Source organism: Gilliamella sp. W8123 (assembly GCF_016101085.1).
Lineage (GTDB): Bacteria > Pseudomonadota > Gammaproteobacteria > Enterobacterales > Orbaceae > Gilliamella > Gilliamella apis.
The window spans coordinates 135,336-160,415 of the sequence record NZ_JACFRE010000006.1 but is presented as its reverse complement, the minus strand read 5'-3'; the positions used below and the strand labels follow the sequence as shown (position 1 = coordinate 160,415).

Annotated in this window: 25 protein-coding genes and 1 pseudogene; 10 read left to right on the top strand and 16 right to left on the bottom strand. The window is 33.7% G+C overall.

The window, feature by feature from the left end; all coding sequences use genetic code 11:
- Entirely contained in the window at positions 1-1,518 is a 1,518-nt protein-coding gene (locus tag H3T56_RS09045) for a helicase HerA-like C-terminal domain-containing protein (RefSeq protein ID WP_198192722.1), read from the bottom strand.
- A gap of 108 nt (positions 1,519-1,626) precedes the next feature.
- On the opposite strand from H3T56_RS09045, the gene H3T56_RS09040 reads away from it, so the two are divergent.
- Positions 1,627-1,842, top strand: coding sequence for a YdcH family protein (locus tag H3T56_RS09040; RefSeq protein WP_034903410.1), 216 nt, complete (start codon positions 1,627-1,629; stop codon positions 1,840-1,842).
- Positions 1,843-2,226: 384 nt separating this feature from the next.
- On the opposite strand, the gene mgtA is transcribed toward H3T56_RS09040, so the two are convergent.
- Entirely contained in the window at positions 2,227-4,935 is a 2,709-nt protein-coding gene (gene mgtA / locus H3T56_RS09035; RefSeq protein ID WP_198192720.1) for a magnesium-translocating P-type ATPase, read from the bottom strand.
- 698 nt (positions 4,936-5,633) lie between these two features.
- Here mgtA and H3T56_RS09030 point away from each other — a divergent pair.
- Positions 5,634-6,320: a hypothetical protein gene (locus H3T56_RS09030; RefSeq protein WP_086319955.1), complete on the top strand. Its 687-nt coding sequence runs from the start codon at positions 5,634-5,636 to the stop codon at positions 6,318-6,320.
- A gap of 57 nt (positions 6,321-6,377) precedes the next feature.
- Here H3T56_RS09030 and H3T56_RS09025 read toward each other — a convergent pair whose 3' ends face one another.
- The 8 genes and pseudogenes from H3T56_RS09025 to hutW form a co-directional block, all read right to left on the bottom strand.
- Positions 6,378-8,294 (bottom strand): DNA topoisomerase III, encoded by a 1,917-nt coding sequence (locus H3T56_RS09025; protein ID WP_198192716.1) that lies wholly within the window; start codon positions 8,292-8,294, stop codon positions 6,378-6,380.
- Between the two features lie 11 nt (positions 8,295-8,305).
- A complete protein-coding gene (locus H3T56_RS09020) occupies positions 8,306-8,569 on the bottom strand; it encodes a hypothetical protein (protein ID WP_198192715.1) in 264 nt (87 codons plus the stop codon).
- Positions 8,570-8,603: 34 nt separating this feature from the next.
- A complete protein-coding gene (gene zntB, locus H3T56_RS09015; RefSeq protein ID WP_065613132.1) occupies positions 8,604-9,605 on the bottom strand; it encodes a zinc transporter ZntB in 1,002 nt (333 codons plus the stop codon).
- A gap of 88 nt (positions 9,606-9,693) precedes the next feature.
- A complete protein-coding gene (locus H3T56_RS09010; protein WP_370545546.1) occupies positions 9,694-10,470 on the bottom strand; it encodes a heme ABC transporter ATP-binding protein in 777 nt (258 codons plus the stop codon).
- A gap of 13 nt (positions 10,471-10,483) precedes the next feature.
- Positions 10,484-11,470: a FecCD family ABC transporter permease gene (locus tag H3T56_RS09005; RefSeq protein ID WP_370545542.1), complete on the bottom strand. Its 987-nt coding sequence runs from the start codon at positions 11,468-11,470 to the stop codon at positions 10,484-10,486.
- 21 nt (positions 11,471-11,491) lie between these two features.
- Positions 11,492-12,130, bottom strand: a complete 639-nt coding sequence (locus tag H3T56_RS09000) for an NAD(P)H-binding protein (protein WP_198192713.1) — start codon at positions 12,128-12,130, stop codon at positions 11,492-11,494.
- A gap of 16 nt (positions 12,131-12,146) precedes the next feature.
- Positions 12,147-12,647, bottom strand: a complete 501-nt coding sequence (gene hutX / locus H3T56_RS08995; protein ID WP_198192712.1) for a heme utilization cystosolic carrier protein HutX — start codon at positions 12,645-12,647, stop codon at positions 12,147-12,149.
- A 126-nt stretch (positions 12,648-12,773) separates the two neighbouring features.
- A pseudogene (gene hutW / locus H3T56_RS08990) lies at positions 12,774-14,078 on the bottom strand (heme anaerobic degradation radical SAM methyltransferase ChuW/HutW); the annotation flags it as partial.
- 552 nt (positions 14,079-14,630) lie between these two features.
- Here hutW and H3T56_RS08985 point away from each other — a divergent pair.
- From H3T56_RS08985 to H3T56_RS08960, 6 genes are all read left to right on the top strand, one after another.
- The gene (locus H3T56_RS08985) at positions 14,631-15,482 is read left to right on the top strand and encodes a hemin ABC transporter substrate-binding protein (protein WP_198192708.1); all 852 of its coding nucleotides are present in this window, start codon (positions 14,631-14,633) and stop codon (positions 15,480-15,482) included.
- A gap of 90 nt (positions 15,483-15,572) precedes the next feature.
- Positions 15,573-17,882, top strand: coding sequence for a TonB-dependent receptor domain-containing protein (locus tag H3T56_RS08980; protein ID WP_198192706.1), 2,310 nt, complete (start codon positions 15,573-15,575; stop codon positions 17,880-17,882).
- 997 nt (positions 17,883-18,879) lie between these two features.
- Entirely contained in the window at positions 18,880-19,086 is a 207-nt protein-coding gene (locus tag H3T56_RS08975; protein WP_198192700.1) for a hypothetical protein, read from the top strand.
- A 32-nt stretch (positions 19,087-19,118) separates the two neighbouring features.
- Positions 19,119-19,466, top strand: coding sequence for a hypothetical protein (locus tag H3T56_RS08970; RefSeq protein WP_198192699.1), 348 nt, complete (start codon positions 19,119-19,121; stop codon positions 19,464-19,466).
- Positions 19,463-20,020 carry a MucR family transcriptional regulator gene (locus tag H3T56_RS08965; protein ID WP_198192698.1) on the top strand — a complete coding sequence of 186 codons (558 nt, stop codon included), beginning with the start codon at positions 19,463-19,465 and terminating at the stop codon, positions 20,018-20,020. The genes H3T56_RS08970 and H3T56_RS08965 overlap by 4 nt, the downstream gene beginning before the upstream one ends.
- Complete coding sequence (locus H3T56_RS08960) at positions 20,017-20,232, top strand: hypothetical protein (RefSeq protein WP_198192695.1); 216 nt, start codon at positions 20,017-20,019, stop codon at positions 20,230-20,232. The genes H3T56_RS08965 and H3T56_RS08960 overlap by 4 nt, the downstream gene beginning before the upstream one ends.
- 2 nt (positions 20,233-20,234) lie before the next feature.
- Here H3T56_RS08960 and H3T56_RS08955 read toward each other — a convergent pair whose 3' ends face one another.
- The 6 genes from H3T56_RS08955 to H3T56_RS08930 are packed head-to-tail and all read right to left on the bottom strand — an operon-like array spanning position 20,235 to position 24,213.
- A complete protein-coding gene (locus tag H3T56_RS08955; RefSeq protein ID WP_198192694.1) occupies positions 20,235-20,633 on the bottom strand; it encodes a tail fiber assembly protein in 399 nt (132 codons plus the stop codon).
- Position 20,634: 1 nt separating this feature from the next.
- A complete protein-coding gene (locus tag H3T56_RS08950; RefSeq protein WP_198192689.1) occupies positions 20,635-21,438 on the bottom strand; it encodes a hypothetical protein in 804 nt (267 codons plus the stop codon).
- Positions 21,438-22,091, bottom strand: a complete 654-nt coding sequence (locus H3T56_RS08945; protein WP_198192687.1) for a DUF2612 domain-containing protein — start codon at positions 22,089-22,091, stop codon at positions 21,438-21,440. Before H3T56_RS08945 ends, H3T56_RS08950 begins: the two co-directional genes overlap by 1 nt.
- Positions 22,084-23,202 carry a baseplate J/gp47 family protein gene (locus tag H3T56_RS08940; RefSeq protein WP_198192686.1) on the bottom strand — a complete coding sequence of 373 codons (1,119 nt, stop codon included), beginning with the start codon at positions 23,200-23,202 and terminating at the stop codon, positions 22,084-22,086. The genes H3T56_RS08945 and H3T56_RS08940 overlap by 8 nt, the downstream gene beginning before the upstream one ends.
- Positions 23,186-23,548, bottom strand: a complete 363-nt coding sequence (locus H3T56_RS08935; RefSeq protein ID WP_198192684.1) for a hypothetical protein — start codon at positions 23,546-23,548, stop codon at positions 23,186-23,188. The genes H3T56_RS08940 and H3T56_RS08935 overlap by 17 nt, the downstream gene beginning before the upstream one ends.
- Positions 23,545-24,213: a Gp138 family membrane-puncturing spike protein gene (locus H3T56_RS08930; RefSeq protein ID WP_198192682.1), complete on the bottom strand. Its 669-nt coding sequence runs from the start codon at positions 24,211-24,213 to the stop codon at positions 23,545-23,547. Before H3T56_RS08930 ends, H3T56_RS08935 begins: the two co-directional genes overlap by 4 nt.
- 70 nt (positions 24,214-24,283) lie before the next feature.
- Between H3T56_RS08930 and H3T56_RS11790 the strand changes: the two genes are divergently transcribed.
- Positions 24,284-24,466, top strand: a complete 183-nt coding sequence (locus H3T56_RS11790; RefSeq protein WP_084390521.1) for a type II toxin-antitoxin system HicA family toxin — start codon at positions 24,284-24,286, stop codon at positions 24,464-24,466.
- A 22-nt stretch (positions 24,467-24,488) separates the two neighbouring features.
- A complete protein-coding gene (locus tag H3T56_RS08920) occupies positions 24,489-24,926 on the top strand; it encodes a type II toxin-antitoxin system HicB family antitoxin (RefSeq protein WP_198192681.1) in 438 nt (145 codons plus the stop codon).
- The last annotated feature ends 154 nt before the right edge of the window (positions 24,927-25,080 follow it).

The following is a 25,080-nucleotide window of genomic DNA, read 5'->3' as shown; positions in this document are numbered from 1 at the left end:
TTACTTTTTAAAACCACCCAATATTCCTCGAGTAATTTGTCTGCCTATTTGATTAACCACTTGTCTAGTTGCACTTTTGGCAACGGATTGAACTATCCCGTCATGTTGTCCACCTTTTGATCCTGTCCTGCCAAAAAAAATTGAACTTAAAAAATCCATTACACCACCGTGCTCGTTTTGATTTGTAGAGCTTGGTGTTGAATTGCTTTCTGCTGGATTTTGGTCATTTAATGTATTGATAGTAAAACCTCGTTTAAGTTTTTCATAAGCTGATTCACGATCTATAGTGTTTGAATATTTAGAATAAAAGCGGGATTGATGAATTATTGCTAATTGCTCTTCTAAAGCCATGGTTCCCATTTTCGATTCAGGGGCAATTACCATCCCTCTTTGTACTACATTAGGACGCCCTTTTTCATCTAAAAATGAAATTAATGCCTCACCAACTCCAAGCTCCATTATCGCTTTTTCTGTATCAAAGTTTGGATTGGCACGCATGGTTTGCGCTGCTACTTTAACCGCTTTTTGATCCTTTGGTGTAAAAGCTCGTAATGCATGTTGAACGCGATTACCTAGTTGGCCGAGAATAGTTTCAGGAATATCGGTTGGACTTTGTGTAGCAAAATAAATACCAACACCTTTAGAGCGAATAAGACGAACAACTTGCTCGATTTTTTCTAATAAAGCTGGAGAAATATCATTAAATAATAAATGAGCTTCATCAAAAAAGAATACTAGCTTCGGTTTATCAAGATCGCCAACTTCTGGTAGATGCTCAAACAATTCAGATAACAACCATAATAAAAATACTGAATATAGTTTAGGCGAATTATAGAGTTTATCTGCTGATAAAATATTAATAATGCCACGACCTTGTTCATTAACTTGTAGTAAATCATTAATATCTAACATAGGTTCGCCTAAGAAGAATTCGGCACCTTGCTGTTCAAGAGATAATAATCCTCGTTGTATTGCACCGATTGATGAGGCACTAATATTGCCATATTGCGTGGTAAATTTATTGGCATTATCACCAATAAACTTTATTAAGGTGCGTAAATCTTTAAAATCAAGCAATAACAGACCGTTATCATCCGCTATTTTAAATACAAGTTGTAAAACGCCTGATTGAACATCATTCAAATTTAATAATCTAGCCAATAAAATAGGACCAATATCGGAAACCGTACTACGAACTGGGATCCCTTTTTCAGCAAAAACATCCCATAACGCTAAAGGTGATGAATCAGGGCGCCAATCAGTTACGCCTATATTTGCCAATCGTGATTGTAATTTGTCAGATAGTACCCCTTTTTCTCCTAAGCCAGTCAAGTCACCTTTAACATCAGCAAGAAAAACCGGTACACCAATTTGCGAAAAATTTTCTGCTATCTTTTGTAGGGTTACAGTTTTACCGGTACCTGTCGCACCAGTTATTAAACCATGGCGATTTGCCAACGATGCAAGGATGTATAAATCATTACCTTCACTTTTTGCAATAACGATCTTTTCACTCATAAACATCTCCCGTTCAAAAATTGCTATTAAAACAATCAAGAATATTGTAAGCTGAAATAGTAATAACTGCTATTGTTATTATTTTAACTCATCTTGTAAGGGGGCAGTATGTTTCCAGAATATCGTGATTTAATCTCTAAGTTAAAAAACACTGATTTACATTTTCAAAAACTATTTGAAGAACACAATCAACTTGACCAAAAAATTAAAAATATTGAAGCGGGTATTGCCGTTGATACATCTGAAACAATTGAAAGTTTGAAAAAGCAAAAATTAAAATTAAAAGACCAAATTTATGAAGTTTTGAAAAAAGCAACAGCCTGATATTTCAAAATAATAATCTTGATTAATTCTACTTTAAGCTATAAAAAAACCCCAAATTATGGGGTTTATCTCAATTTATTTTTTTTCACCAATCTACCGGTTATTGTTTATTTACTTGTTCTTGTGCTTTTTTCAATTTACGGTTTTTGATTAGTGTAATTAAATTTTTGTGTGGGGTTTTCATTTTTCACTCCTCTTGTTGTTATTGTTAAATGAATGCTCCTTAAAATATTTTAAAGATGCTGATTAAATGTATAAATATTAGTTTATTAATAATAATATTTAATCGCTTTTTCAATGATGTCATTACTATAACATAATAGTTCGATATTTATACATTTTTTAGTTAATGATGTAAGCATAACTTACATCAAGATTATTATTTTAGAACCATTGTCCAAAGCGTTTGATGTAAATCTTTTTCATTATTTGGGCAACAACACAGTAACTCAATAATGTTGCAACCAACCATGGGAAATAGGACCATGGTAATGGTTGTAGACCAATTAAGCTGCCAATTGGTGAGAATGGAATATAAATTCCTACCGCCATTATTAGCATTGTCATAACAATCACTGGGAATGCTGCTGTGCTTTGAATAAATGGAATTTTTTGTGTTCTTAGCATATGTACCACTAAGGTTTGGGATAACAATCCTTCGATAAACCAACCTGAATGGAACAGCGATTCAGCTGCTACACTATTAGCACCAAAGACAAACCACATTAATGCATAAGTTGTTATGTCAAAAATGGAAGAGGTTGGGCCGATCCAGATCATAAAGCGTCCAATATTTGGTGCATCCCATTTACGTGGTTTTTGTAAAAACTCTTCATCCATTTTATCCCAAGGTAATGATAGTTGTGAAATATCATATAATAAATTTTGGATAAGCAAATGAATCGCAAGCATTGGTAAAAACGGTAAAAACGCGCTTGCCACTAATACAGAGAAGATATTACCAAAATTAGAACTTGCCGTCATATTAAGGTATTTCATGATATTACCAAAGGTTTCACGACCACATATTACTCCCTCTTCTAATACCATTAAGCTTTTTTCCAGCAAAATAATATCGGCTGATTCTTTAGCAATATCCGTTGCGGTATCCACCGAAATACCAACATCGGCATCGCGTAACGCTGGAGCATCATTAATACCATCGCCTAAAAAACCAACTGTATGACCGTTATCTTGTAATAATCGAATTATGCGAGATTTTTGTAACGGAGTTAACTTAGCAAAAATAGTGCGTTGTTCAATTTCTACTTTTAGCTCTGCATCATCCATTGTTTCAATTTCAGTACCTAATAAAGGAATACCAGGCTCTAAGCCAACTTCACGACACACTTTAATAGTGATAATTTCGTTGTCACCAGTTAAAACTTTAACCGCAACACCATGTTCACTTAATGCTGAAATAGCCTCATAAGCACTCTCTTTTGGTGGATCTAAGAAGGTTAAGAAACCACGAATAGCCAATGCTTTTTCATCTTGGACATTGTATTGCGTTTTAGTTTGTGCCGCTGAAATCTCTTTGACGCCAACAGCTAATACTCTAAAACCGTCTTTATTATAGTTATGAGCCAGTTCAATTAATGCTTGTTTTCGTTTTTCATCTAGTGGTAAATATTCACCATTTTCATAAACGAAATCCGAAATAGATAACATTTCTTCAACGGCACCTTTACAGATCATTAAGTGATTATCATCATTGCCTTGCACAACTACAGATAAACGACGACGAACAAAATCAAACGGTAATTCATCTATCTTACGATAAAGACCAACGCCGACTTTTTTAACACTGGTTTTTTCTTCAGCAAAACGGATGATTGCTTTATCCATCAAGTTTTTCATTCCGCTTTGATAGTAACTATTGAGCCATGCAAGTTGTAACACAGATGGATCAACTTGACCGTTAATGTCTAAGTGATGTTCTAAAATAATTTTATCTTGGGTTAAGGTACCGGTTTTATCAGTACATAAAATATCCATCGCACCAAAATTTTGTATTGCGTTTAACCGTTTAACCACTACTTTGCGTTTTGCCATTCCTACCGCACCTTTGGCAAGATTGGCACTAACAATCATCGGTAACATTTCTGGCGTTAAACCAACCGCTACAGCTAATGCAAATAAAACAGCTTCTCCCCAATCACCTTTAGTAAAACCATTTATTAGTAATACAATCGGAACCATTACTAACATGAAGCGAATCAATAACCAACTCACGCTATTTACGCCGCGATCAAAGGAAGTTTCGGCTCTGGAACCCACAATGGATTTTGCTAACGAACCAAAATGTGTATCTGCACCAGTTGCTACTACAATCGCTTTTGCAGTGCCACTAACTACATTGGTACCCATAAAACAGATATTATTGACATCAAGAACATTATCTTTATCAATATCGGCCGGATTGATCTCTTCAGTTGTTTTTTGCGATACCGCACCTAAAGTATCGTATTTCTCAACTGGAATTGATTCACCGGTTAATACTGCTTGGCTGACAAATAGATCTCTTGATTCGATTAAACGAATATCCGCTGGAATCATATCGCCGGCAGATAACAATACAATATCACCGGGGACAATATCACTTAGAGGCACTTCGATATGTTCAGCTGGCATATTTTTATTTGGCCGACGTAGAACTGTAGCTGTGGTTCGAATCATCGATTTGAGTGCCTCAGCAGCTCTATTTGAGCGAAACTCCTGCCAAAAACGGAGTAAGCCACTTAATGTTACCATGGTTAAAATGATAATAATGCCTGTTAGATCAGTCTCTTCACCACTTTGTAGTGGTAACCAATAGTCAGTCACAAAACTAACTATAGCTAATGTCAACAAGACAAAAATAAATGGATTTTTGAATGCTAGTAACAACTGAACAAAAGCCGAAGGAACTTTTTCCCGAGCTACTTCATTTTTACCATATTGTTCCAATCTTGATTTGGCATTTTCTTGGGTTAAACCAGAAAGGCTTGATTGAAATTTAGATAAAATGTTATCTAGACTGTTTTGAGCTTCCTCAAGTGCTTTTATAGTTAAAGTATTTTCTGTCTTTACTTTAAATTTGTTTTTAATCATAGTTGGTACCTATCTATATTTTTTAGACAAAAGAAACCTATTCCTTAGTTAAACATAACAAGGCATTAATAAGTTTTAATTGACCAAAATTTAAATGCAAAGCAATAAGTAGCCAATAAAGCTAATGCTTGGCACGAAATAAAATTATTGAAAAATAAATTTAATTAAGAATTAGATACAACTAGGTGGCTCTAAATGTTTATCAGTAAGATACAATACTCGTAAAAGTACTTTATGAGCACAATGATGTTTTGAGTTTGTGTGATAGCGTGTAGAAAATTGCATATCGTTCACCGTTACCGTTTTTATCAATTTCGGCTCGTGAACTGAAAAAATTACTATTTAGACAGGTTCATTAACCGATAATGATGTGTTTTAATTTATCTCCCCACATTTTGGGGTGACCCGATTGAGTGTCCATATTTCTCCTGTAAATTGAACTCATCACTTTGTATTTCAACTTTTCTTAACCATCATTTTTAACCACCTTATAATTAAAAAAGTAAGAAAAGCTCAAAGGCGAGCACTTTATACGCTTTTAAATTTGAGAAGTCAACATAATATGTAAAATTAGACTTATAACTGCCTAAAAACAGCACTAATAATGCCGTTATTAGAAAATATTGTATAGAATTAATACCTGTTTTATATAATATCAGTTACAATTGCCCAATTGTCATCAACATTGGTTAATCTGAATGGATCTTACACAACTATTACAAGATAATTGGTTTAATTTATTTCTTATTTTTACACTCTCTTTTGTTGGCTTTATTTATAAAAAAAACACGCCAAAAAACTACTTTGACAATATTATTAAATATGCAGATATTTTAGAAAAAACACCACAACCAAATTATCAAAAAGATTATTTAAATAACATTAAGAAGAAACTAATTTGGGAAAAAGTCTGCTTCTATAAATCAGGTAATATTAATAAAGAGAGAATTGCTATCTCATTGGTTAATGCAGATAAACATAACATTATTGAACTATTACAATTAAATCAATTCACTCAATATTTTGCTATCAAACAAAATCGAATTACGCTACTAAAACCTTTTTTAATTAAAGAGGTAATTTTAAGTGCTGCTGTTTGTCTGTTTACATTTATTATGTTAATAACCAATTTGCATACTATCTTTAAATCAGCTTGGATTATTAATGTGATTATTTCTCTATTAACAATTTTTATTATGATTTTTATAGTTAGTCAATTTGCTAAAGGACCATTAAAAAGATTAAATACTTATCGATTAATTTTGAAGGATAGTGATTTTTTAAACAGAGCAAATCAAGAATTTACGAATATACTTGCTGAAAATCAGGAACTAAATGAGTCTATCGTTTCACAAGAAGTTGTAAATGAAGAATCAACAGAGTAACTAAAATTGTTTAGATTTATCAACTAAAAGGATAATCAATAATTGCGATATTATCGATTATCCTTTTTTCATATTTGGGGATGCAGATTGAATTTTCAATCGTGAATGTTTTAGTTGTTCAACTAGACTCAGCAAAGATGAATTTAATTGATACATAAACTGCTGATAGCTAAACTCCTTTTTACTAATTTCTTCTAGTTGTAACTCCCAATGTGCAGTCATATCTGGCATTGAGACACTTTCGGGTAATGATAGAATTAAATTCTGACCAATTGGTGTTGAACGTATTGATTTACCTTGTCTGGTCAAAAATTGCCGTTTGAATAAAAGTTCAATTATTCCTGCTCGTGTCGCTTCAGTGCCCAACCCATCAGTTTCGCGTAAGATTTTTTTTATCTCAGGGTCTTTAACAAATCTTGCTATACCCGTCATTGCTGAAAGTAAAGTTGCATCGGTAAAAGGTCGTGGCGGTTGTGTTTCTTTACTAAGTAACTCTGTATCAATACATTGTACTAATTCGCCTTTTTTAACTAATTTGGTTAATAAACCATTGTTCTCATCACTATCTTTATCACTATCGGCTTGATAATTTTTACTTCTAAATAGAACTTTCCAACCTTCATCTAACATTTGATTGGCTTTAGAAGTGAACTTACCACCACCAATATCAACATCTATTTGTAATTCGGCATATTTATAAACAGGATAAAATTGTGCCAAATATTGTGTTGCTATCACTTGATATACTGCTTTCTCGTTAGTCGATAAATTATCCATTTTGGTTTTACGTAAAGTTGGAATAATGGCATGGTGTGCTTCAACTTTTTTATCATTCCACGCTTTAGAACGTAAAGTGAAATCAGCATCATTAATCGCAGTTTGCAGTTCTGAACAATTGTTTTCGATGGCAGCTTTTACACCATTAATCTGTTTTAAATGTTCTTCTGGTAAAAAACGACAATCGGAACGAGGATAAGTAATTAATTTATGTTTTTCATATAAAGATTGGCAGATATCAAGCACTTCTTGCGCACTTAAACCATTCCTTTTTGCCATTTCAATTTGTAGAGCTGATAAATTAAACGGCATTGGTGGTGCTAATTCTTTCTTTTTGTTGCTGACTTTATCAATGATGCCCGACTGATTTTTTATTCGTTGGCAAACATTTTCAGCCAACCCTTTAACCAAGACACGACCTTCTTCATCCTGATAAGGTGCACAAGCTTCACTTGGTTGCCATTTGGCTTTAAATATTTCGTTATGTTTGGTTTGTAATATAGCAAATACTTCATAGAATGGTTTAGGAACAAATTGCGTTATCTCTAAATCACGTCTAACGACTAAGCCTAAAATAGGTGTTTGAACTCGGCCAATAGATAAAACGCCTCGATAACCATTACGTTGACCGACCAGAGTACAAACTCGGCTCATATTCATGCCATACAGCCAATCAGCCCTCGCTCGAGCTAATGCCGAAGTAGACAAAGGAATAAAGTCTTGGTTACTACGTAACTGTTCAAGTGACTTTTCAACAGCACTGGCATTTAAATCACTAATCAAGCAACGCTGAATAGTTTTACGTTTTTCTGGTGTTAGCTGACAATAGTTTAGCACTTCGTCCACCAATAACTGCCCTTCGCGATCTGGGTCACCAGCATGAACAATCTGATCTGCAGATTTAATCAAATCCACTAAAATATTGAATTGCTTTTCAGTACTACTTTTAGGCATCAATATCCATTTATCAGGCACTATAGGCAAATCATCAATTGCCCATTTTTTATATCGTTCATCATATACTTCAGGTGTGGCTTGTTCTAATAAATGGCCAATACACCAACTAACAACATCACCATTACTGGCTTTTATAAATCCATTCCCTTTTTGATGAGGTTTCGGCAAAACATCAGCAATAGCCCTAGCTAAGCTGGGCTTTTCGGCAATAAATAAGCGAAAAGATTGATTAGATTGCATAATAATTATTATTAATCATAAATTTTAATTGAAACAATGTTAGTATCATCCTTAGAATATCTTTGTGAAATATAACTAATCAGTTCAGGCTTCGGTTTAACAACGAAAAAAAACAAGCAACCAATATTGATTGCTATCGAATTAGCTTGTAATGCGTTATCTGTATAAGCATTGCGTGGATCGCTTTGCCTATCGGCGATTAAAAGTGATTGTGGTACGCTTGCAAATAACGATTTGATATTCTGTTTACTCCTAATCTCATGAATATTTATCATATTTTATTTATATTTATTTTAAAAGTTAATGCCTTTACCACCATTTTTTTAGCTTAAGCCATAAAACAGATACTATGCTAATCACAATTAATAGTACGATTAAGCCAACAAAAGACCACTCTTTTTCATTAAAAGGAATACCGGCTAAATTAACCCCAAGTAAACTTGTTATAAATGTAATTGGCGTAAAAATAATGGTAAATAGTGACATTAAATAGATACGCTTATTAGTCGATTCAGCTAGAATACTATTTATTTGTTCCATAACTGAACCAATCCTTATTAGGCAACTATCAATTTCAGAAACATAATGATTTTGTTGATTAGAGATATCATGAAGCCGTTGACGATCGTTGTCATCAATCCAAGATATTCTTTCGGTCGAAATTTTTACAAAAATATCACGCTGTGGCGAAAGTAGACGACGCAGTATGAAAAGTTGTTTGCGCACTCTGCCGATCTCTTTATGGGAAAAAATCCGCTGATTTAGTAATAAATCTTCTAATTTTATTATCTTATTGTGAACACCATCAAAAGATAAATTCACTTGATCACAGATTAATTCTGAAAGCTGTATCAGCCAATCGGCAACATCAACAGGGCCAATACCTTTTTCTAAATTTTCTTTTAATTTAACGATTGCATCTATTTTTTGATGTCTGGTTGAAATGATCAAATTATCGGTAATATAAAAACGAAAAGTAACAATAGGATCAGGTAGTTCATTTGGAGTAAAGTTGACCCCTTTCAAGACCACTAAAATACCTGAATCACAACGGATCTCCTTTGGAAATTGATTAGCTTTAATCAACTCATTTTTAACAAGATCAGGTATTAAATTTGTTTGATTAATCCAATTAATAGTTTCACTTTTAGCAAAATCCAGATGTATCCAATATGGTTGCTTAATAGAAGCTTTAGATCCATCATTCAAAGGATTTGCTTTTCCTTTACCATCCAATTGGCAACTAAAAACAGGTTGTGCTGCAAGTAGATCTGAAACCAGAATAGAGTTATCGCTATTTTCGTTAGTCATCATCAGCCCCATTTATTAAGTTTGCTTAATTATATACTGATTTTGCGCTAAAATGCAGCGAATGATTAATAATCGATATTTTTTACTATTAAGGATTTAAATAAATTTGCGGTATTGATGATTCGCTAGGATGAGCAAAAATACCCAAATCAACCCCATACCAGCGTTGAATATTTTCTACCGTCAGTACTTGTGAAGGGGAGCCTTGTTCAACAATTTTACCTTTATTAAGTAAAATTATTTTATCCGCATATAAGGCTGCTAGATTGAGATCATGTAAAACACAACAAACGGCTAATTTTTGTTTGACCGCTAATTGCTTTAATAATCGTAAGGTATGTTGTTGATGATAGAGATCGAGAGCTGATGTTGGCTCATCTAAAAACAGTAATTTTTCACTAGGTTGCGGTTGCCATAATTGCGCTAAAACTCTGGCTAATTGTACCCTTTGTTGTTCTCCGCCAGATAATCCTCGATAATCACGTTCAGCAAATTGCAAACAATCTGTTTGTGACATAACTTCATCAATTGCTTCATTAAAATGGACTTTACCATAAGGTGCTCGCCCCATAGCAATAACTTCTTTTACCTTGAATGGAAAAGTAAGTTGGCTTTGTTGTAACATCACGGTTCTAGTTTTAGCCAATTGTTTTTGTGGCCATTGGGACAATGGACGGTCGAGTAAATAACATTCTCCAGAAGATGGTTTTTGATAACCTGTTAATAGGCGTAACAAGGTTGATTTACCAGCACCATTAGGACCAATAATAATAACAATTTCACCAGATTTTATCGATAAAGAAACATCGTTAATTATCATTCGACTGCTATAAGCAAATGTCAGATTTTTAGCAATTAACACTATAAAGTTCCACCAATTATTTATGTCTTAAAATAAGCCAAAGAAAATATGGACCACCAATTAGGCTAGTTAAGAGACCAACAGGAATTTCTGTCGGGGCAACTAATGTTCTAGCTAAGGTATCTGCTAACAGAAGTAAACAGGCTCCACCTAACGCAGAACCAGGAATTAACCATTTATGATTTGCTCCAATTTGCAAACGAATCATATGCGGAACCACTAGACCAACAAAAGCAATAATGCCACTCACTGCAACTGATGCACCAATTAACACAGCACAAAGCAATAACAGATAGCGTTTAGTGCGTTCAACATTAATGCCTAAATAATGAGCATCTTCATCACCTAATTGTAATATGTTAAGCTGATGAGCCAATTTGATTAAGCACAATAATGCTGGAAAAATTAACGATAACGACACAATCACCAGATCCCATGAACCTTTACCTAAATGGCCCATTGACCATAAAGAAATTTGTCTTAGTTGTGATTCATCGCTGATATAACTCAAGCCGCCCATTACTGCCCCAATGATGGCATTAATCGCTACACCTAACAGAATCATTTTCGCAAGGTTGCATTGCTCATTAAGACTATAAAGGTAAATAAGTGCACAAATAAATAAGCTACCAGCAAATGCGGCAACCATTTTGCCGTAAAGCATCATAATTGGCGGGAAAACAGCAGGAAATAAAATTGTTATACCGACCATTAGACTCGCCCCACTACTAATACCTAGTAAGCCAGGATCAGCTAAAGGATTTCTGAATAATCCTTGCATCACAGCACCTGCACTTGCTAATGCCATACCAACAATTATCGCTAAAATAATTCTTGGTAGACGAATATTGCACCAGATATTCCATAAAGGATGATCAAATGACATATTCATTAGTTGTATAAATGATAATTTTAATGCTCCCGAGTTTGCTGAATAGATTATTAAGATTAACAATAAAGCGAATAATCCCAATAACAATATTTGTGGACTAGATTTGCGCACCGATTAACCTCATAAATTTAATTAATAATTTACCGTAAGGCTTGGGTCAACAACACTATATGCACGATTATCAAATTGTTGATTTGCTATTTTATCCATGATTATTTTGGCTAATTCTTTACGATATACGAAACCGTGAACTTCTTGAGCAAAATAGCATTGACCATTATTGGTTAATTCACCATCGCGTAAACCGCCGGGTCTTAAGATCACATAATTCAAGGTACTCGTTTGTAACCAAACTTCAGCCAAGGATTTTTCGCGCACCGCATTACCAAAAGCTTGTTTAGCACGTAGGGATAGTGTTGGCCATGAGTCGCCACAACCAAGTGAAGTGACTAAAAGCATCTGTTTAACACCAGCTTGTTCAGCACAATCGATGATAATACGTTGAGCAATATAATTCCCCGTTTCACCACCTAGCGTTGAAATAATAATAGCTTCAGGCCCTGCTTGCAGACAGATCTTTTTAACTAGTTCTTTATTGGTTGCATCACCAACATGAGTTTCAATACCTTGTTTCGCTAATTGTTTAGCAAAGTCAGCATCTCGAACTAGTACAATACAACGCCACTGAGGATGGCATTGTTTGATTAATTGCGATACTTGATAACCAGTTCCTAACTTGGCGCTAACACCAAAAATAATTACTGTTTTCATGTTATTATTCTTCAAATTAATTAATTTTTTCTGCTAACGCTCTAAATTTTTCAAGTTGATCTGCTTTTAATTGATGTTGTTCATCACGACCAACAAAAATTTTAAACATTGATTGGCCTAAATGATTGAGGAAAATTATTGATGCGGTCGACATTTTCATAAATTTTCGTTCGATAAATGCAATATGTAGACAATGTTCCGCTTTAATATGACCACTCAAACCTTTTTGATGACGTAAATTAAAGTATTTTTGGCTATGCGTTCCTGAAGGCAGTTCTCCTGAAATCTCGGCAATAATATCTCCGGTATGAATTAAAAATAATACGTCACCCCAAGTTGTTACCTCCTCCCAAATCATATCAAAATTGCTACCATCAACAATTTTAACATCTGGTATTGCTTGGATTACTTGTGTTAGTGTCACTTTATAATCTTGCGCTATTTTTTCTAATAATTCTTCTGGGTTTGATTGCATATAAGTTGCAAGATTATTTAAAATAGTTGGTTTATCTACCATAGTAATTTTCCTTAATTATTTATTTTTTAAATGGATGTTTTGCATATGAGAATGAGCTTTAGGCATACCATTACCTTGTTGCATGGCTTGTCTGGCTTGAGCCATCTTCTGTTGTAATTCGATATGTTCTGGATTATTAAGTTGCAATAACAATTGCTGCAATGCTTGAACTATATTACTCGACCAAAAACGTCCTGATAAAGTTAATCGTAAACAACGATCTTCATTTTGCAGCAAACCGACTTCATGCCATTGCTTGATAAGTGGATCAAAGAGCTCAGCTTGATTGGTTAGTTGCGTTAAATCTATGCGCCCTTTTTCTATACCAGCTTGTAATTTGTGCAACCAGTCCCCAACTAAAGGTTTACCGGTTAACATCATCAACGGTTTTTTACCTTGGTCTAATAAAGCATAATATTGACTCAAATCTCGATGGATCATATAGGATTGACCATTTAATTTACCACCAGCACAAGAACCAAATCCAAAAAAATGCGAGCCTTGTTTTATCAGAAAATTATATAAATTTCGTTCGCGACTGGTTTTTGCCCAATGCGCATTAGTTAAATGAGTCCAACCTTGTTTAGCTAAATATTCAGCACCTTGATGGTAAAAACCACACTTATCAATAACCGATGGTAATTCAATTCTTCTATTTTCAACTCCTTTCGCTAAAGGAGTCGTTGGTAAAAGATTTAAAGAGTAAAGATCAACGCCATCAAGCGGAAGTTGATCAGCAATTTCTAAATCTCTTTGCCAAGTAGCGGTTGTTTGGTTAGGTAATCCAAACATCAAATCACAAACGAGAGCAACACTATCTCGAGAAGCAATATTTTCGAAACGTTGAATAATCTCTTTTTCCGATGACAGACGTCCTAATTTTTGTCTAATTTGAGTATTGAATGTTTGTATACCTATCGAAAAACGATTAGCCCCTGACTCAATATAACTATCAATTTTTTCATCATCAAAATCAGAAATTCGCCCTTCTATGGTAATCTCACAATCAGGCGCTAAAGGAGCATGTTGTTTAAAATAACTAATTACTCGTGCTAACTGTCCAGAGGCCAATGCAGAAGGTGTTCCACCACCAAAATAGATAGCATGAATTGGGGCCGACTGCATTGCTTTACTATTGATTTCTAAAGATATTTCTTGTAGCAAATAGTCTATATAAGTTTTGGTATCAAACTTACGTAATGGATTTTGATAAAAACCACAAAACTGACAATGAATGTCGCAAAAAGGAATATGTAAATAAATTAGCCTTTTTTTGCCAGCTAAATTTGAATTTTGTAGGTTATTCCATTGTTGCTCTAATTCTTGAGGCGGAACAGGTAAACTTGCTTGTAATGGCATCACAGCCCAACGATCTTCAAAAGGTAAAACCGAATTTAAAGCGTAATAGGTACTTACATCAAATGATTTCATAACTTCCATTCATAAAAATAATCTTGCTGAATTAAATAATAATTATTCTCATTTATCAATGTTTTTTTCATTATTACTTTTTAAGTAATAATAAATTATATAGTACATCAGATCATAAATATCCAGATATGTTTACTGCTCCTAGTTGGACTTTCCAACTAGGTTTAGATATTGATTTTTAATCTAAAAACAAAAAATCACGCCACCAATAATTGGTAGGGTTGATAAAAATAGTTTTTTTCAGAGAAAAAATAACAATTAAAATTCATTATAAATTATTTTCAAATGAGTACTTAATCTGCTTTTATAGCAGTATATTGTTAGTTATTTAACTAATAATTAGAGTATTTGAAAAAAATTTTTCAATTTTATGTTTATAATTTATTGATTATAAATTTATTATTTATTTAAAAAAAAGTTTATTTTTATTCTTAAATTTGGCTTTTTTTTTGCTCTTCTGCTGTAAATCCTTATAGATTTTATGTTGATAATAGTTCTCATTTTCACTATATTACCCAGTCTAATTTTTAAGCCATGGTAGGTAAATAAGTAATGAAGAAAAAGTTTACGGAAAAATTTGTATTATTTTTGCTGATTTTCAGCATTAACAGCCTAATTAATTTCAGTTCAGCTAATCAAAGAATCGTTATTGCTGGCGGTGCTCTTACTGAAATTGTGTTTGCCCTTGGCGCTGGAGATCAAGTTATCGGTGTTGATAAAACGAGTAGTTTTCCTGAAAAAGTTAAACAATTACCACAAATCGGTTATTGGAAATTATTAAATATTGAAGGAATTTTATCGTTAAAACCATCGCTGTTTATCACATTAAATGATGTTGAACCTGAAAATATTATTGATCAAGTTAATCAATCAAAAGTAGACGTTTTAGCTTTGAAGCGTGTACCAGGAACGATTGATTTACTTTATGAAAATATTAATAAAATTGCAGTTAAGTTAGATAAACAAAAAGAAGGACAAGCTCTCATCGAGAGAATTAAGACGAATATTGCTGACATTGAAGCGAAAGTTGCTACACATGCACAAAAAACTAAGGTTTTAGCTTTAATGAGCATGGGCGGAAATAACTCAGTAGCAGGAAAAAACACAACTATTGATGCATTAATTACTATTGCTGGTGGTGAAAATCTTGCAAATCATAATAGCTTTAAAAGTTATACAGCTGAATCATTAATTACCCTAAATCCAGAAGTTATCATATTGAATAAACATTCAATTGATCAACTAGGCGGCTTAGATAAAGTTAATACGATTCCGGGTATTACTGAAACGGCAGCGTTTAAAAATAATCGAATTACCATTATTGATGATAGCTACTTATTTGGCATTGGTCCAAGGGTTGATGAAGCAGCCAAAATACTCTTCCAAAGTTTTTATCCGCAATAAGTTATTTTAAAAAATTTAATAAAATTTTTATTAATTGAAGCAATAGATGTGCACTTTATTATTTAGTATATCAGATTTGAAAGGACTAACATGTTGAAGTTTAGATATTTAAAAAATACCAGTTCATTAGCAATAGGTTTAACCTTAACCTTAGCGTTACCTGCTATTGCAGCTGATAAACCTAATGAGCAAAACGATATTGATACTATTACCGTTACCGCTCATGAAGCAACGAAAAAACCCGGAACAAATACCGAAATTTCTGAGCAAGATATTCGCCGTGATGGTGGAACTAATTTTGGTACCATTATGCGTTATCAACCGCTGATATCTGCTTCTGGTAGCATTTCAGGCTCAAGTAGTGGTAAAAGTAGTTGGGACCGTGGTGGATTTACCGGTTATAACATTCGTGGTTTAGATGCTAACCGAGTTTCAATCGATATCGATGGTATGCCATTACCAATTGCCCAAGGTCGAGTTAATTCAGTAGGTCGAGCTGGATTTGGTTCTTATGGTATTGGCCGAGATTATATTGATACTTATATGTACAATAAAATTGATATCCAATCTGGCGCAACCTCGGTTAGTAACGCCAATAATGCTTTAGGTGGTTCAGTATCATTTCAAACTAAAACCGCAAGTTATTACCTCTATCCGGGAAAAACCAGCTTTTTCGGTTTCCAAAACAACTATGACAGTGCCGACCGAAGTTATCACCAAGGTTTAACTATGGCGGGTGGTGATGAGTATCTAAATGGTATTTTGGTATTAAGTCGACGCGATGGTCAACAAACTCGTAATTATGGCGATTCAATCGATAGTTATCCAGAAAATTGGCACTCTAATTCAATCTTAGCTGGTTTTGGTTGGCAAATGACGGATGAACATTTACTCAACACCACTGTTGATTACAATAATAAAACCAAAAATTCTCATTATGATACTTGGGATAGATATGGTAAAAAGGTTGAATCATTTGATAAACAAAGAAGCAAAAATAATCGTTTCAATCTTGCAATTAAAGATCAATGGAAACCGACAAATATCAGTTGGATTGATAGTTTAACCACACAATTGAATTATCAACGTACTAATGTTTATGACAATACCGACCTCCGTCATAAAACTAAAGGTAATTTTAATACCCAAACGAACTACAATACCAAAGCTTATAACTTTATTACGACTTTAATCAAAAGTTATGATAACCAACGCATTAGTGCTGGTTTAAATGGTAAATGGAGTGAAGATGAATCACCATTCTTTTCATCAGCTAAATCACCAAATACTAGAGTATTCCCTGATGGCGATTACAGTAAACCACAAGCCGATAGCCGTAGTTATCAACTTGGTGGCTTCTTCGAAGATCGGATAAGCTTTAATGTTAATGACAGTAATAATTTTTATTTAGTTCCTGGTGTCAGAGCTGTTTACCAAAATACTAAACCGCGTAACCTTGAAAATATGTCATTATCAAAAATAAGTAGTAGTCAATTAGGTAAACAATACAATGGTAATAGTGATTTTAAAGTATTACCTTCGATGGCATTTATGTATGACATTACCTCTGATTTCACTGCCTATTTGCAATATAAGCGTGCAGCACAAATGCCAAATCAGAACCAACTTTATGGCTCTTATTTAGCGCATAGCAACATGTATGTATTAGTAGGCGATTCAAATCTTAAAACTGAAACCAGTGACAACTTTGAATTAGGTTTAAAAGGACAACCTGTATCGGGTGTGACACTTTCATCATCAGCTTTTTATAATAAATATAAAAACTTTATAGCTTATACTCGCTATAAAAAAGACTTCGTTGGCATTGGTAACCGTATTGTTTATCAATCTGAAAACCGTGATAAGGCTTATATTTATGGTGCTGAACTAAGCAGTGAATTCAATATCGGAAAATGGATTGAACCGGTTAATGGTTTGAGCGCCAGATTCGCAATTGGTTATAACCAAGGCAAATCAAAATCGAGTTATTTAGGTGATAAATATATTGAGATGGATTCTATTGCACCAATGAAAAGCACTATCGGCTTAGCATGGGACGATCCAAACAAGTTTTACGGTGTAACGATTACTGCAACCTTCCAAAAAGGCAAAAAGGCCGAAGCAACATCTCGTGAAACTTATGGTAATGATGGTAAACCAATTGATAAATCTAAAGATGATTACTTTAGAATCGCTGGTCATGGTATTGTTGATTTAACTGGTTATATCAATATCACCAAAAATGTGAAGCTAAATGGTGGCATCTACAATCTTACCGATCAAAAATATTGGGATTATCTAAGTAATAATAAATTATATAGTACATCAGATCATAAATACCTAGATATGTTTACTGCTCCAGGCCGTACTTTCCAAATAGGTTTAGATATTGATTTCTAAAATTAAATAATCACAGAATAAAAAATAACCCGCTTTTGCGGGTCATTTTATTAGCATAACTGATATGACTATTGATTAATTTTTTCAACAATAAACCAATTAATTATTATAATCTTGGTTATGTTACGCTCTTTTTATCCAACTGAAAATCTAGGTGCAAAAATTAAGAAGAGAAACATGAAGAGATAACAACATATAGGAACAATTATAAAAAATATCCCAGTAATTCTTAAAAATTTATGAGATGAGAATAAAAGAAATATACCAACAACTAAAACAGCGAAATAAACCCACCAATAAATAATCAAAGTAAGTAAAAACACTCCCCAGCCATTTAACGCCATATTTAATTCCTTTTTAAATTGTTTTATCTCTGTATGTCATAGATTCTATCATTGTTAGGAAAATTTAAAAGCATATTCAAAATGGATATTGCAAATAAATCACTATATAAAACAGATCGAAAATTATAATTGTCTTACTCTAAATTAATATCAAAATAGCTAATTCACCAAAAGAAATTAAATAATAATAAAGCATTAAAGATAATACAAAAAACCTTTATTAAAACCCTAAATAATTAAGTAAAATTTTAAAATGAGGTCACAGAATTAAAGCAAGGATAATCAGCAGTTAAGCTTAGCGACGGTAAACGATTAGTTATCATAGATTTTAATGGCGTCCCCTACAGGAGTTAAATTTAATTCAAAATTAATTGATTAATAATAAAAAATATTAAAAAATAAAATAAAATACCGATAAAAATACCGTTAATATTTTTTAGCCCATTCAAACTGCATTCCAAAGCTCTGCTCTAAATGATTATACACTTTTATCACAAATATAATTAAATAAAAAATAGCTCAAAATGTTAAAAATAACACTTTACATTGTATGACAGATGTAATACTATAAACACATAGAAACAAACAACACTAACATTAACTTAGAGAGCCGAAGCGATGAGATGATCGGGTGAGGCGAAGGAGAAAATAAAATGACAACATTAAATGAAGTTTTCGGAAGAATCAACAATGAAGGCAATGTAGATATTCTATATATTAATGATGGCGACAAGGTTACTAGATTAGACATTGACAATTGTTATCCAGTTAATAGTTCGCTATCAACTCGCTACGAACATGCAAGCGGTATTGTGCTAACAATCGAACAATGTAAAAAACTCAATATTGAAATTGAATAAATAAAGCCCGAAAGGGCTTTTAAAGGTGACATATGAAACAAATATCAAGAAACCCAAGTTTTACACCATCGCCACAGTTGCGAAATGATTTAAATAGTAATTCAAACGGTGTCACATATCGATTAAATCAAATATGGGATAGATACGAATATATTATTAGAACGCAATCATTAGAGTTATCTATTGATGAAATTCATTTATTAAATTCGATCTTAAACGGAACATTTATTGATCCTGTATTAATTGATAATTTATATTCTGAAATCATTGATAGTGATGAATATTTAGCAGGCAATGAAATAGCTAAATCACTAGCTGAAAAATTTAAATCTGCTAGCTACGAACAATCATTGGCAACAATTGAACGATTAAAAAAATGAAAAATTGGTCTAATGAAGAGGTCGAAATTTTAACGTTAAATTGTCATTTGCCTATTGCAGATTTGATGAAATTATTACCACGTAGATCATACAATGCGATATATAGCAAAATTCGCGCGCTTGATGATAACAATGTAAAACCATTGTACGCAAAATCTTTTTTTAATAAAAAAATAACTTCTCTTGACGATGTTGATGAATATATTAAATATGATTTGATCGAATGTCTTGAATGTGGCAAATGGTTCCCATTTTTACCTGTTCACATCAATAGAGTTCATCAGATTGATGCTGTGGATTATAAAATCCGGCATGATTTGCCAGCTCAAACTCCTCTAGCTGGAGTTAAATATAGAGAGATGCATCGAGCTAAAATGAATAAATTAATTGAAGATGGGATTGTTACGCACGAGCATCTTGAAGATGCGATTGAAAAAGCCAGAAAAATCGATCGGGGACAAAGAGCCACTTATGAATTAGAAAGGCAACGGGGGATTATCACAAAAAATCAAATTTGGTTGAAATCACCACGCACAAAAGTCGGGCATAAATGATAACAATAAACTACACACTACCAATCTATATTAGAATGACGCCCGACGATTACGATGACGAAATTACGGGCGAATGCTATATTATCAACAGTCACGACGATCACAATTACGTGTTCTATCAAAATAATAAAACTATGTTTGATATTGCTGATTTTGTGATGCTACATGACGCTGTTGAATATTGTAAGTTGAAGATTGATAGTGTATTTTGATTTTATTGTGGCTTTTCCGGAAAAATAACGTTGATGTCTGATACGTCAATTCTATTTAATAAAACACGGTACTTTTTCCACGCCTTCAATTTGTCTTCATCACCATCTTCTGACATATCCAGATCAATCACATCTTGTAGTATCGATATGTTTTCATTAGCTTCATTGAGCAATTGTTGTCGTTTTGCGGTGTTAATCATAATCATTTCATCTGCAGTAAAAATGCGCTCAACTGCAACTGGATATCCATTTTCATCTGATTTAATTACAAGGCTTTGCGATTGTTTTTCTAATAATTCAGCATGATATTCACTACTAATTTCAACAATATCATCTGGTAAATCTGTATTTATACTATCATCATAAAAACCGCATGTTTTTTTACTATAAAAAATTGACATATTAATATCCTATTGTTAAATAACTGTATGCATATGATCCGATAACAATTTGTCCGCTTGTAATGCCTTTAGTGCAGATTGTTATTTGGCTTTTTGTTGAATCCTTTGCAGATATCCCCCACGTTGTCGCAGAGTTAGACGAAAACCATGCCTGCGCATCTCGTTCAACTGCTATTGCAAATAGTGTGGCGTTTGGGTTAGATATAGGTAGCGTAACACGTGCACGTCCTGTTGCGTCAGTGTTTCCCTCTCCCCATTGGATCACTATGTTTTGAATTTTACCAGCAATGAATAATGGTATTTGAGCATATCCGTTTTTAGACAAAACACCATTTCCAATCATATTTTGTTTTTTCAATGTTGGTAAAATGTTGAAATCAACTTCATTTAATAGTTGAAGAAGGTCGTTCACCTCATAAGCAGATTCACCGTTCGCGGTAGTTTTTACTGCAGGTAACGCATTAAAAAAATCAGCCTGTATTTTTTTCCATTTAGTTGTATTTGTTGAAGGTTTTGCATCGTCATTTTCAACTATAGCAATATATAAAACACCGTTGTATTTAATAATAGCATTCACAGGATAAATAACTGTTTCACTCCATTCTGGCACGCCCTGCTGTAATAAATACATCATATTTTTATCAACACGATTAAATGCGCCATTCATCCATTCAAGTGGAGGTTTAGATGCAGTTTGATCAATTGTTACGCCCCAACCTCTGCTGATGTCTGGAAAATTAGCGCATTCGCCATTTTTCGCTGAATCAGCAAATATTAAATAATCTGGTTTTTCTTGAATTTTCATTAATTAATTCCTATTTCCTGTAGTCGAACAAATTTACCGATATTGAATCCATAACTACCGTTATCGTGAGCAAATCCAAACGGTTTATCATTTACTAATACTGTGTATTCATACATAACACCGACAGGTCGCACTAAAATATCCATTTTGCTTATTGCATATAGCGTTAATGAATTTAGATTGTCACTGTTAACGATAATGTTCATTGTCATATTTTGAATATCGATAACATTACTATTGTTACCGACAACAAATTGAATTGATTTAACAATGTTTTCTATCGTTCCGTTTTGATAATTTTTAGTTATTTTTGCTCTAATAAAAAAACGGTAGTCGTTATCATTTAAAACAACTGATGCCGATAATGCATCGCCATACCTATAAAATTCACCCACACCAAAAGATAAAGCGCTATCATCTTCGAGCCAGCCAAAATACTCTTTTGCAATTGCTGTTGGTAAAACCCGTGATACACCGATATGACGACCGACTAAATCAAGCGCATAACCTGTGGCTGTGTCAATATTTAAAATGTCGGCGATTTGGATGATGTTTTGAAATGTTAAATCAGTCTCTTTGTAGACAGCCCTGATAGTTCCGAATGCTTTAGGTTTAGTGCGATACTGCCAAATAATAAAATTTTCTCTATTCAATCAACACCTCCATGCTGTTTATCTGTGCGTATTCACGGTATCCAATTTCAGCAATATTTGAGCCATTTACAGTGAGTGATTTAATGTAGAAACCATCTACTAAATTGATGTTAGATATGATGCGTGATGCATAAACATTTTCGCCGATATCGAAATCCAATTTTTTTAAATTTTCCTTGATTTGTTCAGTGTTGATATCATCAAAAGATTTATAACGCCCGATTATCATTGAAACATTTACGTTAATTTTTGTAGGCCTGTCAAAATAGACTTTTCTCAACAATCCGTCCTGCGGGTGTGTTGTTTCTATTTGACCAAATAAACCACATCCCCCTATTTTCTTTTTAGTGATAACTTCCGCTATTTTTTCATCATCACCGCCTAGAATTACAGCATTTAATGAGTGCGGCGGTACACCTTTTTCATCGATGTTATTGGTGAAATTTTCATAGACAAGGCATTTACTAACACCAGTTATATTTAATAATGCTGATTGCATACCCTGCCGATCATCATAGTTATTAATCGAATGAGACAGCATAAAACGTTTTAATAGCTGTTCGTCGGTTTCCTCATCAACACCGCCATAACTTTTAGTGTTTGCAGTCACCTTATCAATACCTATAACTATCGTGCTCGGCGTGAATTCTTCTAGCGCATTAACTGTGTAATCACCAAGTTCTAATGATCTAAATTTAGTACGAGCGCTACCCAGATCGTTTAATGTTATCGCCTCAGTCGTAACCCATTTATTTTTGTTTTTATCAATGTAAATAGAATTAACGGGCACTGTTGTTTTTGGTGCTCCAGTAAAAATAACATCATCGATATATGAATATGATGCAGTTATTCGTGTTATTCCTGCATACATGGCTCGCTGTTCTAACCACTGCCCCATAGCTTGGTACGGATCTAACATTTGCACGATAAATGATACAGCCTGATGTACATTAGCTAATTCCTGCGAAAAAAGCCCCAATAATTGCCCGTCTGGCGTGTCACTATCGAGGTTAACATTCTCACCGTAAATAGATTTGAATGCATCCACTAATCGATTTTGGATAGTATACAAGTCATCTATTTCGATTCCTTTTTCACTTATCTGTAACATTGATTGACGCCTCGTTGATGTTGTTAAATTTGTCTGTGTAGGTTATTTGAATTAGAAATTGGCGAGTTTCTGGATCGAGTAAGATATCGAATTCGTCAATATTTAAAACGCCCTCAACCTTGAAAATTTCAGTTCTAACATCAATTTCTAATTGTTTTGTATTCGGATTTTTAGTGAGATAATCAAACCACGCTATACCATCGTCACGATTCAAAAACCAATCTCGTTTTAGTGCTAATAATTTAGTTTTTACACACTGTGCTATAGCATCAGATCCGTTTAGGTAATTTGCAAAACCTCGCCCGAATGTCCAATCGTGACTACTATCTAACTCTCTAACAATCATTCTGGTGCTCCTGTTGTACCGCTTCCACTTTGTACATCTGTATGAACATGCGTATTCAAATCAACACCTCTATTAGTTTTAACATCCTCAGCCGTAATCGTTCCTGTGCTATTAGTGTTACCGTCTGACTGATTAAAACTACCGTTTTGGTTATAGTTGCCTATTTGATCTGTATCACCCTCGTGCTTAATATTGCCTTTTATATAGATTGTTCCCTCAGTTAATCTTATATGAGTAGATCCGTCATCAGTTTGCATAGATGCGCCGTCATTATAAAAATCAGGTATTTTATTAGGCACACTATTACAACCGACGATAAAAAAACCGTCACTAAGATCATTAATTCTGTTATCTAACGGTTTTGATTGGCTACCGCTGGCATACCAGCCGTCGATACATCGACTTGAAAAAACAACTAATCCCTCATCACCTGCTTTTATGGGTACAGTAATACAAAATCCTCCAGCGTGGGGGAATTGTGCAGGCACATCAACTAAAGGGGGGATCGTGATTTCCTGCCCGTTTGCGTTAACTCTGTTGATCATTACTTGGCAACTGACGGTATGGCCATTAAAACTAAGCACTTTTGCAGGTAGTGCAGTATAAATATTTGATTGCGCTCGTTTTATCTGACTTTCGATAGCGTTATATAGTGAATCTGTCATAAATTACCTAATAAAAATGTTGACTTGTGTGTATATGTGTGTATAATTATATTCAGGTTAGGAGGTAAACATGAAATCAACTGACCTGATAAAGGAGCTTACTAATGCAGGGTGTGTTCTGAAACGAGTTAAAGGTAGTCATCATATGTTTTATTCACCGATAACTAACAAAACGTTTCCAGTTCCTCACCCAAAATCGGAACTACCGATCGGCACAGTAAGATCAATAAAAAAATCGGCGGGGCTTCTATAGCCCGCCACCTTTTGGAGGTACTATGTTTTTCACTCTCGGTATTGAAACGCCTACTGACGGCAATACCGCCTATGGTATTGTTGTGCCTGCGCTATGTAATGATAAATATGATTGCTACTCAGCCGCTGATAAAGAAAGTGATATACCAGCGATGGCAACAGAAGCTATTCTGTTAACAATTCAAGATATGATTGAATCGGGAGATTATGATATTAAAGACATTCATAATGACCACGTTTCATATAAAAGTAACAATGAATATACACACTGTGACACATGGGTTATTATTGATGTCGATTTGTCAACTTTTACAGGAAAACAAAAACGAATAAATATCACACTTCCTGATATCCTGATAGATCGAATTGATAATGCAGTAAAAGCGCCAAATTCGTTTTACAAGGATCGCAGTAACTTTTTAGCTGAGGCGGCTATTAACGAATTGTCATTACATAAATAGTGTTAAATAAAAACCGCCACTAGGGCGGTTTGTGTAAGTTTTAATTATCAAATTTTATCAAAATCAATTTCATAATTAGTATTGTATTTATTTCTAAACTACCTACACGGCAGTAAACATGGTTATAGAGAACGTCAAAACACTCTAACTTTTC